Source organism: Kineosporia sp. R_H_3, from assembly GCF_002198675.1.
Classification (GTDB): domain Bacteria; phylum Actinomycetota; class Actinomycetes; order Actinomycetales; family Kineosporiaceae; genus R-H-3.
Genome location: NZ_MWLL01000072.1, coordinates 1 through 10,661 on the forward strand (window position 1 = coordinate 1; position 10,661 = coordinate 10,661).

12 protein-coding genes are annotated in these 10,661 nt (G+C 76.0%); 3 read left to right on the forward strand and 9 right to left on the reverse strand.

Going from position 1 to position 10,661, the window contains the following annotated elements:
* Positions 1-82 precede the first annotated feature (82 nt).
* The gene (locus ECOMGDLI_RS04185) at positions 83-724 is read left to right on the forward strand and encodes a hypothetical protein (protein WP_088314120.1); all 642 of its coding nucleotides are present in this window, start codon (positions 83-85) and stop codon (positions 722-724) included.
* A 55-nt stretch (positions 725-779) separates the two neighbouring features.
* Here ECOMGDLI_RS04185 and ECOMGDLI_RS04190 read toward each other — a convergent pair whose 3' ends face one another.
* Positions 780-2,006, reverse strand: a complete 1,227-nt coding sequence (locus ECOMGDLI_RS04190) for a DUF5925 domain-containing protein (protein ID WP_198954534.1) — start codon at positions 2,004-2,006, stop codon at positions 780-782.
* Between the two features lie 93 nt (positions 2,007-2,099).
* A complete protein-coding gene (locus ECOMGDLI_RS04195) occupies positions 2,100-2,486 on the reverse strand; it encodes a hypothetical protein (RefSeq protein ID WP_088314123.1) in 387 nt (128 codons plus the stop codon).
* Positions 2,487-2,639: 153 nt separating this feature from the next.
* Here ECOMGDLI_RS04195 and ECOMGDLI_RS04200 point away from each other — a divergent pair, with 153 nt between their 5' ends.
* Positions 2,640-3,497, forward strand: a complete 858-nt coding sequence (locus ECOMGDLI_RS04200) for an SAM-dependent methyltransferase (RefSeq protein ID WP_088314126.1) — start codon at positions 2,640-2,642, stop codon at positions 3,495-3,497.
* 12 nt (positions 3,498-3,509) lie between these two features.
* Here ECOMGDLI_RS04200 and ECOMGDLI_RS04205 read toward each other — a convergent pair whose 3' ends face one another.
* The 6 genes from ECOMGDLI_RS04205 to ECOMGDLI_RS04230 all read right to left on the reverse strand — a co-directional run bounded on the left by ECOMGDLI_RS04205 (position 3,510) and on the right by ECOMGDLI_RS04230 (position 8,953).
* Positions 3,510-3,968: a GNAT family N-acetyltransferase gene (locus ECOMGDLI_RS04205; RefSeq protein ID WP_088314148.1), complete on the reverse strand. Its 459-nt coding sequence runs from the start codon at positions 3,966-3,968 to the stop codon at positions 3,510-3,512.
* A 25-nt stretch (positions 3,969-3,993) separates the two neighbouring features.
* Entirely contained in the window at positions 3,994-5,076 is a 1,083-nt protein-coding gene (locus ECOMGDLI_RS04210) for an acetamidase/formamidase family protein (RefSeq protein WP_088314128.1), read from the reverse strand.
* Positions 5,073-5,504 carry a RidA family protein gene (locus ECOMGDLI_RS04215; protein ID WP_088314131.1) on the reverse strand — a complete coding sequence of 144 codons (432 nt, stop codon included), beginning with the start codon at positions 5,502-5,504 and terminating at the stop codon, positions 5,073-5,075. The genes ECOMGDLI_RS04210 and ECOMGDLI_RS04215 overlap by 4 nt, the downstream gene beginning before the upstream one ends.
* A gap of 206 nt (positions 5,505-5,710) precedes the next feature.
* Positions 5,711-6,994, reverse strand: coding sequence for a competence/damage-inducible protein A (locus tag ECOMGDLI_RS04220; RefSeq protein ID WP_088314133.1), 1,284 nt, complete (start codon positions 6,992-6,994; stop codon positions 5,711-5,713).
* A 51-nt stretch (positions 6,995-7,045) separates the two neighbouring features.
* Positions 7,046-7,696 carry an antibiotic biosynthesis monooxygenase gene (locus ECOMGDLI_RS04225; RefSeq protein WP_088314137.1) on the reverse strand — a complete coding sequence of 217 codons (651 nt, stop codon included), beginning with the start codon at positions 7,694-7,696 and terminating at the stop codon, positions 7,046-7,048.
* Positions 7,697-8,041: 345 nt separating this feature from the next.
* Complete coding sequence (locus ECOMGDLI_RS04230; RefSeq protein ID WP_088314139.1) at positions 8,042-8,953, reverse strand: alpha/beta hydrolase; 912 nt, start codon at positions 8,951-8,953, stop codon at positions 8,042-8,044.
* Positions 8,954-9,202: 249 nt separating this feature from the next.
* On the opposite strand from ECOMGDLI_RS04230, the gene ECOMGDLI_RS04235 reads away from it, so the two are divergent.
* Complete coding sequence (locus ECOMGDLI_RS04235; RefSeq protein WP_158220893.1) at positions 9,203-10,174, forward strand: helix-turn-helix domain-containing protein; 972 nt, start codon at positions 9,203-9,205, stop codon at positions 10,172-10,174.
* On the opposite strand, the gene yiaA is transcribed toward ECOMGDLI_RS04235, so the two are convergent.
* A complete protein-coding gene (gene yiaA, locus ECOMGDLI_RS04240; protein WP_088314151.1) occupies positions 10,171-10,599 on the reverse strand; it encodes an inner membrane protein YiaA in 429 nt (142 codons plus the stop codon). The two genes, ECOMGDLI_RS04235 and yiaA, sit on opposite strands and share 4 nt — an antisense overlap.
* Between the last annotated feature and the right edge of the window lie 62 nt (positions 10,600-10,661).

The window sequence follows — 10,661 nt, forward strand, 5'->3', positions numbered from 1 at the left end:
ACTTCACCGGTCCCTACGTGGCGCACTGCCACAACCTCGCGCACGAGGACCACGCGATGATGTTCGGCTGGGAGATCACCTGATGGCCGCCCCCGCGCGCGGCACGGGCCCCGGCCGGGCGGTTCTCGTCGTGGAGTCGGGCGTCGTCGGAGCCGTCCTCGGGACGCCGAACGGGTTCGTCGTGGCATCGCTGCGCGGGGCGGTCGGCACCGTGGGGCGGGAGCAGGACCTGCTCGTCCACTGGGTCGTGGGCGCCGTCGTCCTCACGCCGGTGTACGCGGCGCTCACGCTCCTCGTCCTGCAGGCGGTGGCGGACCGCGCCCGCGGCCCGCGCCGGCTGCGTCCCCTCGTCGCGGCGGGGCTGCTCGTGCTGGCAGCCACCGTCGTGGCGACGGCGCAGGCCGGGGTCGAGGCGGTGCTCGACGTCCGGGCGCAGGACCGGGAGCTGGCGACGGCGTCCGGCGTGCACTTCCACGGGACGAGCGACCCGGCGCTCGTCGTGGGGGGTTCGGCGTCCTGCGACCGGCTGTGCGTGGCGCACGGCCAGACCGTCAGGTCGCACGTCCGCGCCGTGGCGACGGCGGTCCCGGTGCTCCTCGTCGCAGACCTGGTCCTCGTCGTCTGGCTCGTGTGCGCGGCCGGCGGCGAGGTGGCGTTCCCTCGCCCGGGGGAGCGCCGCCGCGAGGCGGTCGGCCTCGTGGCACCGGTGCACCGGACCACCTGAGGGTGCCCCGCCCCCAGGTGGTCCGGTGCCGTCCGGTGGCCGGTCGGCCGGTGCGTCACAGGTACAGGCCCACGCCCTCCGTGGCGGCGCCGCCGACGGTGACCGCCGGGCCCTCGCCGCGGGCCGCGGCGGCGATGGCGAAGAGCTCGGCGAGCGTCGCACCGCCCGGCGGCACCGGGACGTCCGCGCCGCGGGCCGCGAGCCAGGCGGCGCACTCGGCGGGGGACAGCCGGCCGACCTCGACCTGGGCCAGGCACCGGCCCGGCCGCATGACCGCCGGGTGCAGGGCGGAGAGGCGCTCGTTCGTCGTCAGCGCGACGAGCACCTGGGTGCCCTGGCCGAGCATCCCGTCGGTGAGGTTGAGGAGCCGGGAGAGCGCCTGGCCGGCGGACGCCTTGGCGCCCTCGCGGACCAGCTCGTCGCAGTCCTCGAGCACGAGCAGCCGCCAGCGCGAGCGGCCGTCCGCCGGCCGGTCCTCGTCGTCGACCTCGGGCTCGGCCGTCGTGACCTCGAGCAGGTAGGAGGGCTCGGCGAAGAGCCGGTCCGGGTCGAGCACGCAGTCCGTCGAGCACCACGGCCGCCAGGCCTGGGCGAGGCTGCGCAGCAGCGTCGTCTTGCCGGTGCCGGGCGGCCCGTGGAGCAGCAGCACCCGGCCGTTGAGACCCTCCGGGGTGAGGCCGGCGAGCCGGGTCGCGGCCGTCGCGACGGGAGCCGCGTAGTTCGGCGCGATGTCGGCCCACGCGGGCGCCTCGATCGCCCGCGGCCGGTACCGGGCCCCGTGCGCCGTGAGGTGCCAGAAGCCCACGCTGACGTGGGTGTCGGTCGCCGCGGCCGGCTCGACGGCGCCCCGGGTCGCCGCCTCGAGCACGGTGCGCGCGAGGTCCTCGTCGACCGCGGTGACGGCGACCTCGGCGCGCCGGGTGCGCAGCCAGTGCGTGGAGCGCAGCGTCCAGCCGTCACCGACGACGAGGGCGCTGCGGGCGTTGTCCTCGACCGCGTGCCGGGCCCGGACACCGTCCGGCGGCAGGAGCGCGGCGTCCGGCAGGACGTCCTCGAGCGTGGTGCTCCGGGCGAACGGCTGGCGTCCGCTGACGAACGGCTCGAGCGCGAGCAGGTCGACGACGTCCATCGCGCGGTCGGAGTCGTCGAGTGCGACCCCGGCGGGCATCGTCACGGCCGCCGGCGCGCCGTGGTCGGCGGCCCGGCTCGCGGCGAGCGTGTCGGGCAGGGCGATGCGCGGCGGCGGGAGCGGGACCTCCCTCGGCGTCTCGTCGGTCAGCATCCGCCCATGGTCGCGGCGGCCCGGCCGGGCGTGCACCGGCTTTTCGCCGCGGTCACCGGTTCGGCGGCATCGCCGCCGGTCGCCGTGCCGCGGTCAGGCCCGCCGCGGGTCGAGCTCGGCGGCGCGCTCGTGCCGGTTCTGCGGCGTGATCCGCCAGCGCTGCGGGTCGTCGTGCTCGACGTCCACGGTGAGCCGCCCGGTGGCCCGCTCGACGCGGACGAGGCAGCTCACCCAGGGCGGGCCGCCGTCGTGCGCCGCCATCGCCGCCCGCAGGTCCCGGACGACGTCCAGGGTCCTGGGGTCCCGCGGCGCCGCCGGCTCCGGCGGGCCGTCGGGGCCGTAGCTGAAGCCGTTCATCCGCGTCGAGGCGTCGTCGACGGTCGCGACGAGGACGACGTACGCCCAGCCCGGACCGTTCGTCACCTCGTCGTCGGCGACGAGCAGGCGGCCGAGCTCGAGGACGAGGTCGTCGCGTTCCATGGACGGCGAGGGTAGCCGCGGCCGGCCCGGGCGACCTGAGGGGATCGATAACCTTGGCCCCCGTCGTCCCATTCGTGACGATGATGGCCTAGGGTCGGTGTTCGTCCGGGGTGCCTGCGAGGGCGCCACGAATCCGCGCGCTTGGGGGCCGAGATGACGCCGAACGACGGCACGACCGCAGGCACGCCGGGCACCGGCACGGGAGGCCCGGCGGACGCCGTGTGGCCCCCGCCCGAGTTCGACACGGGTGCGCCGCACTCGGCGCGGATGTACGACTACTGGCTGGGCGGCAAGGACAACTACCCGGCCGACCGCCAGCTCGCCGAGATGTTCATCCAGCAGATCCCGTCGCTGCCGACGATGGCGCGCGAGAACCGGGACTTCGTCGAGCGGGCGACCCGCTACCTCACGGCGGCCGGGGTCACGCAGTTCCTCGACATCGGCACCGGGATCCCGACGAGCCCCAACCTCCACGAGGTCGCGCAGTCCGTCGTCCCGACGGCGAAGGTCGCGTACGTGGACAACGACCCCATCGTCCTCGCGCACGCCCGGGCCATGCTGCTGAGCCGGCCGGAGGGGTCGGTGGCGTATGTCGACGCCGACGTCCGCAACGCCGCGGGACTGCTCGCCCACCCGGAGATCGTCCCGGTCCTCGACCTGGAGCAGCCGGTCGGGCTCATGCTCATCGCCGTGCTCATGCTCCTCGGCCCGGACGACGACCCGCAGGGCGCGGTCGCCGGGCTGCGGGACGCGCTGCCGTCGGGCAGCTACCTCGCCCTGACCCACCCGACGGGCGACTTCGACCCGGAGTCGATGGGCGCCGTCACGGCGTTCGCGACGGGCGGCGGCATGACGTTCGTGCCGCGCTCGCAGGCCGAGGTGGCGGAGTTCTTCGGCGACTGGGAGCTCGTCGAGCCGGGGATCGTCCCGGTCCGCGCGTGGCGTCCGACGGGTCCGGTCGACGACCCCCGGTCGGCGTACTACTGGGCCGGGGTGGCCCGCAAGCCCTGATCCCGCCGCGGGCTACTCGAGCACCCGCGTCATGAACACGCTGTTCGGGTCCGGCGCGTAGTCCGCGAACGGCGGGCACGGGACGAAGCCGTGGGCGGCGTAGAGCGCGCGGGCGGGTGCGAAGAACGGCATCGAGCCGGTCTCGAGGCTGAGCCGGGCGAACCCGCGCAGCCGGGCCTGCTCCACGACGTGCCGCAGCAGCAGGGCGCCGAGGCCCTGCCGCCGCCGTTCGGGGTGGGTCCGCATCGACTTCACCTCCGCGTGCGTGGCGTCGAGCGCCTTGAGCGCCGCGCACCCGACCACCTCGTCGCCGTCGAGCAGGGTCCAGAAGACGACCTCGGGCCGGCGCAGCCCGTCGAGGTCGAGCGCGTGCTTGCTCTCCGGTGGGCTGGTCGCCCGCATCTGCTCGAGGTGCGCCTCGAGGAAGGCCGCGATCTGCGGCCCCCTGAGGTCGTCCACGACGATCCGCAGCGTGTCCTGCACCGAGAGTCCTCCTTCACACCCAGGCGGCGAAGTCCGCCTTGCGAATCATGCAGTGGATCCCCTTGACCGTGTCCACCACCTGGCTCACCTCGAAGTCGGCGGCGGCCGACAGGTACGCCATCGCCGTCGACCGGGTGAGGCCGAACCGTTCGGTGAGGAAGGTCAGCGCGCGGCGCACGCACTGCCGCATGGCCTCGTCGAGGTCGACGTCCATCCCCGTGGGGACCCAGTGCGTCGCGGTCTCGACGACCGGGGACGTGAGGGTCCCGACGGCGCGGGCGGCGTCGTCCCCGCTGAGCACCGTGAGCCGCAGCGTCGCGCGCAGCGAGGCCTCGACGGCGGTGAGCGCGACCTCGCCGTTGCCCTGGGCGTAGTGCGGGTCACCGACGTAGAACAGGCCGCCGTCGACCTGGACCGGCAGGTAGAGACTGCTGCCGACCCGGGTCCACTTGATGTCGATGTTCCCGCCGTGGTCGCCGGGCGGCACCGAGTGGACCGGGTCCTCGGTCGCGGGGGCGACGCCCATGACGCCGAGGAACGGGTCGAGCGGGAACGTCGCCCGCCGCCCGTCCGGCGCGGCGACCGAGCTGACGAGCCGGCCGCCCGCCACCGAGACCGGGCAGAACTCGAAGACGGCCGGGACGCCGTCCTCGGGCAGCTCGCCGGGCAGGGCGCCGAGCCCGTGCCGGCTGCTCACGAACCCGTACGGCTGGCGCGGCACGAGGTCGAGGACGTCGACCCGCAGCACGTCGCCGGGCCGGGCCCCGGCCACGGCGACCGGCCCGGTGACGACGTGCGGGCCGTCGTCGGGACCGTTCGGCAGGTCGCTCGCGGCGATCTCGATCGCGTCGGCGAGGACGTCGCCCGCCGCGACGCCGAACCCGGCGAGGAAGGCGACCGGGTCACGCCCCTGGTCGGCCATGATCCCCTCGTGGCTCAGCGCCTCGAAGGTCACCGTCGCCCCGGAGGCGACCGAGAGCACCGGGGTCGACGCGGCGTTCGGCAGCCGGCCCCACGACACCGTCCCCGGGGTCGAGAGCAGCAGGTGCTCGCCGGGTACGGTCCCGGTGCCGGGCTGGAGCGCGGGGACCGTCATGCGGGCACCTCGGCGGCGGCCGCCGGAAGACCCACGACGAGGTCGATCTCGACGTCGGCGCCGACCGCGAGGCCCGTCGTGCCGACGCACGTTCGGCTGGGCAGCGGTCCGGCGAACCAGGTGCGGTACAGCGCGTTGAAGGCGTCGAAGTCCCCGAAGTCGGTGAGGTAGACGCGCACCATGAGGGCGTCGTCGAGCGTCGCCCCGAAGGGCGCCAGGCAGGCGGCGAGGTTCGCGCGGACCTGCTCCGCCTGCGCGAGGACCCCGCCGGGCACGAGCGCGCCGGTCGCCGGGTCGGTCGGCATCTGCCCGGTGACGAAGAGCATCGACCCCCACCGGGTCACGTGCGAGAAGGGCCCGACCGCCGGCGGCACCCCCTGCTCGGGGGCGAAGGTGAACGACTCCTTGGACGGCACCTGCTCGGGCATCGGACCTCCGGGTTCGCGCGCCCCGGTCGTCCGGTGCCGCACGAGGCGAACGCTAGGGGTGCCGGGCCGTGCCGGCACAGCCCGCGTGCCCGGTGCTCACACGTTCTTCACGCGGCCGAAACATCGTGCCGAGACGTGCTGCGCACCAGGGGATCGGCGTACCGGTCGATCGACAGGTGCGGGCCGTCCCCGGTGCGTCGGGCCCGTCAGCCGGTCACGTCGCCCGCGAGCAGCAGCCGCACCTCGTGCAGCGCCGCCGTGACCGTGATCGCGCGGACCTGCTCGCGGCCGCCCGGCAGGTGCAGCGTGCGGGCGCGCCGTCCGGACGGCCCGGCGACCGCGACGTGCACCGTCCCGACCGGCCGCTCCGGGGTGCCGCCGCCCGGCCCGGCGACACCGGTGACGCCGATCCCGACGTCGGCGCCGAAGGCGGTCCGGGCGCCGTCCGCCATGGCGTCGGCGACCTGCGGGCTCACGGCGCCGTGCTCGGCGACGAGGGCCGCGGGGACGCCGAGCAGTGCCGTCTTCGCGGTGTTCGCGTAGGCCGCGACGCTGCCGAGGACGTACGCCGAGGAGCCGCTGCGCGCCGTGAGCCGGCCGCCGAGCAGGCCGCCGGTGCACGACTCGGCCGCGGCGACGGTCCAGCCCCGGGCGACGAGCGCGTCACCGACGACGTCGTCGACGGTGGAGCCGTCGGTGGAGAAGACCGTCCGCGGGAAGTCGGTGAGCAGGGCGCCGCGGAGCACCTCGAGCCGGTCAGCGGCGTCGGGCGCGTAGCGGGTGACGACCTCGAGCTCGCCGCCGCGCAGGCAGGTGCTCACCTCGAGCCCGTCGAGCCGGTCCTCGACGCGGCGCAGCGACTGGGCGAGGTCGGCCTCGAGCGTGCCCCACAGGCGCACGGTGTCCTCGAGAAGGGCGGGCGCCCCGGCGAGGACGGCGCGGACGGCGGGCGCCGCGACGGCGTCCGGCCACATCCCGCGCAGCTCCGACGGCGGCCCGGGCAGGACGACGACCGGCGGGCCGTCGCGCCCGTCCGCCGGGGTGACGACGAGCCCGGGGGCGGTGCCGACCGGCGGCAGGACGTGCGCGCCGACGGGCACGGTGGCCTGCTTGCGGGTGCCCGCGTCGACCGCGGCCGGGTCGGCGGTCCAGCCGCGACGGCGCATGAGCTCGTCGACGACGGCGCGCACGACGGCGTAGGTCTCCTCGTGGAGCTCGGACGGGCGGCCCTGCACGTCGCCGACGACGCGGGCGGTGAGGTCGTCCGCCGTCGGGCCGAGGCCGCCGCTCGTCACGACGAGGTCGTGGTCGGCCATGAGGTGGCGCAGGGCCGCCTCCAGGTCGTCGGGCCGGTCGCCGACGACGACGATCCGGCCGACGTCGGCGCCGAGCGCGCGCAGCTGCTCGGCGAGCCAGGGGCCGTTCCGGTCGGTGACCCGGCCGGTGAGCACCTCGGTACCGGTCACGACGACACCCGCACGCACGGTCATGGGCCGTACCGTACGGCCCGGTCCGCGGCGGCCGCGCGCCGGTGGCGGGCTTCAGCCCCCGCGGAGCCAGCGCCGCAGCAGCCGGGACAGCCACGGCACGCCGCCCCACACCATCCACGGCACGATGACGACCGTCGACAGCAGGATCCGCGCGGGCAGCGGCCAGGCCGTCAGGTGCGGCGTCACGAGCCAGTTGAGCAGCAGCGACGCGGGGAACAGTGCGAGCGCGATGACCAGCGCGGTCTTCCAGCGCGGCGGGGCAGGGGCACCGGCCTGCTCCCCGACGGAGCGGAAGAGGCTCTCGAAGCCGGTCACCGAGTGCGCCTGGCTCGGCCCGGCGACGAGCGGGGCCGAGCGGGCGAGCCAGTCCCGGCGCACCGCGCTGTGCTCCCAGTCGGACAGGCTGTGGGCGTCGGTGAAGCTGAAGGCGATGACGAGGTCGTCCCGGTCCGGCGGCGAGGCCGGGTAGACTTGGGCGCCGAGGTGCCCCGGGAAGGCGCTCGCGGCGTCGACGATGCCGCGCGCCCAGCGCTCGAGGTCGGCCTCGTGCCCGGCGGCCGCCCGGCGGGAGACGACGACTGACACGGGCAGGTGCACGCCGTCGCCGTGCACGCCGTCCGTCGTGCCGTGAGCCGTCGTGCCGTGAGCCGTCGTGCCGGGGTCCGTCGTGCCGGGGTCCGTCGAACCGAGGTCCGCAGTCATGGTCCCGATGCTAGGAGCGCGCAGCCCGGCCGCCCGCGGACGTTCCGCGGGACGCCCGGTGGGCCGTCGCCCCGGGCCTGGTCCACGGCGCTCGTCCTCTGGCGGGTGCCGCACGCATCCGGGCGTCCGCTGGTGTCGAAAGCACCTCTCCCGTGCGCCTTGAAGTGCTTCTCGCACCAGAGGACGACGTTGCGTGCGGGGGACACCGGAGGACGGACGGGGATGGGTGCGAAGCCCGCCGGGGGAGGTGACCCGATCCGTGCACGACCCGCCAGAGGACGCCTGACGAGTGCGCGGCCCGCTGGAGGACGTGGGGCCGGCGCACTCGCCCGGCGCGCGAGGCGGCTACCCGAGCAGGTGCTCGACGAACCAGTCCCGCTGGACGGCGCTGGACCGGGTGAACGCGTCGCCGACGTAGGCGTCGAAGTGGCCGCCCGGCAGCACGAGCAGCTTCTTCGGCTCCCGGGCCCGCTCGTAGGCCGCGGTGGTGAGGTCGGCGACGGTGAGGTGGTCGCCGGCGGCGACGACGAGCAGGAGCGGGGTCGGGCTGATCTTGTCGATGTAGTCGCCGGGCTCGTACTCGGTGAAGAGCTCGACCGACCGCAGCGTCACCTCGTTCTTCCACGTCTTCGCGCGGTCGAGGATCGGCCCGAGGAAGAAGTCGTGCGTGTCGGCCGTCGGCAGCGCGCTCGGCTCGGCCGGGTCGTCCTCGTAGGCGACCTTGATCGTCGCCGGGGTGCCACCGGCGTAGCGGGAGGCCCGGTCGGCATCGAACATCGCCCGCAGCCCGGCGAAGTGGTCGGCCCGGATGAGCCGCCGGGCGTTCTCCAGGCCGCTGATGAGCGGCACCTGGGCCACGACGCAGCGCACCCGCCGGTCGATCGCGGCCACGACGAGCACGTGCGCCCCGCTGTAGCTCGACCCCCAGATCCCGACCCGCGCCGGGTCGATGCCGGGCAGCGCCGATCCCCACGTGATCGCGTCCCGGTAGTCGCGGACCTGCTGCCACGGGTCGATCTCGCCACGCGGCTCGCCCTCGCTCTCGCCGAGGTTGCGGTTGTCGTAGACGAGCACCGACAGGCCCGCGGCGACGAAGACGTCCGCGAAGTCGTCGAGGTACATCTCCTTCGTCGCGGAGAAGCCGTGCGCCATGACGACGAGCGGGGTCCCGCCGTCCGCGCCGCCGCCGTCCGGGCGGTAGAGCCAGCCCCGCAGCGTCGTGCCGTCCTCGGTACGGAACCCGACGTCCTCACGCATCGTGTCGCTCCTTCGCGATGGGCGCGGCTCCGTCGCCGGGCCCGGTGCCCGCCATGCTGCGCGCCGCGGGCGCCCGCTGTCCGGCACCGCGTGCACGCTTGCCCGGCGTTGCGTGCACGACCGGCCCCGGCAGCCGTGGACACCGCGCCCGCCCGGTACGGATACTCGAAGGGCCGCGCCGCGGGCCGGACCACCTCGCGCCGCGCCGCGGCGCCGCACCACCTCGCGCCGTGCACGAGGAGGGACGACGTGACCGCTCCGACCGACTCCGGCGTCCGCTCCTGGGCCGTCGCCGACCTGCCGCCCGGCGACCGGCTCGAGGGCTGGGCGGAGGCGATCTGCGCGACGCACCTGCCCTGGGCGCTCGACGGCCGGGGCGGCACGCTGCTCCCGGACGCCGTCGTGACCCGGCGGATGCTCGGGCCGGTCGCCCTCGTCGACTGCGTGGCCGGGGCCGGCGCGGGCGGCCGGACGGCGCGGCACGCCGCGGCGACCGACGGCGAGTACGTCGGGGTGCTCGTCGTGCGGGACGGCGTGGAGCACCTCGAGATCGACGGCGAGCGGTTCGTCGCCCGGCCCGGGGACGTCGTCGTCTGGGACAGCCGGGTGCCGACCCGGTTCCGGATCCCCGAGCGGCTCGTCAAGCGCACCCTGCTCGTGCCGCGGGGGCGGCTGCCGCAGGTCGTCGAGCGCCCCGGACGGGCCTGCGCCCGGGGCCTGCTGCCGCGGACCGCCGCGACCGCCCTGCTCGTCGACTACCTCGCCGCCGTCGTCGACCGGTGCGCGGCGGACGACCCGCTGCCGCCGGCCGCGGCGCTCGCCGCCGGGAGCGCGGCGGTGGACCTGCTCGCCGCCGTCCTCGACGAGGACGGCCCGGGCGCGGAGGCACCCGCCTGGCACGACGCGGCCTGGCAGGTCGCCCGGGGGTACGTCGAGGAGCACCTGCACGACCCGGCCCTCGACCCGCGGGCCGTCGCCGCGGCGGCCTCGCTGTCCTTGCGCGCGCTGTACGTGCTCTTCGAGCGGCACGGCGAGACCGTCGTCGGGCACGTCCGCCGGCGGCGCCTCGAGCGGGCGCACGCGGACCTGCTGCGGCTCGGCCGGCGGACGACGGTCGCCGCGGTCGCGGCCCGCTGGGGGTTCGCCGACGCGGGGACGTTCACCCGCGCGTACCGGCGGGCGTACGGCGTCCCGCCGAGCCGCACGCTGCACGCCGGCTAGAGCGGCGACGGCCGCTCGGCGGCCGGACCCGCCGTCGCGGCGAGGTCGCGGACGTTCTTCTGGACGGCGACGGCCGCGTAGACGGCGAGCGTGAAGGCCATGGCGTAGAAGCCCTTCTCGCTGCGGGCCAGGGTGGCGTTCCACAGCCCGACGGTGAGCAGGACGACGGCCGCGCCGGCGCCGAGCCAGCACAGCCCGTGGTAGATCGCCGAGACCGCGACACCTTCGAGCCGGTCCCGCACGGACTTCTGGAGCGAGACCGCCGCGAAGAGCGCGAAGAGCAGCACCGTGAGGTAGAAGCCCTTCTCGCTCATGGTCATCCGCGCGTTCCACAGCCCGACGAGGTAGCCGAGGCAGCCGGTGAGCAGGGCGAGCCACGAGACCCCGACGAAGGCGGCGCTCGGGCGCAGCCCGTTCGCCGGCACCGCGGCCGGGCCGGCCACGGGCGGGGTCGTCGGCGCGGGGAAGGAGGGCAGGGGAACGCGGG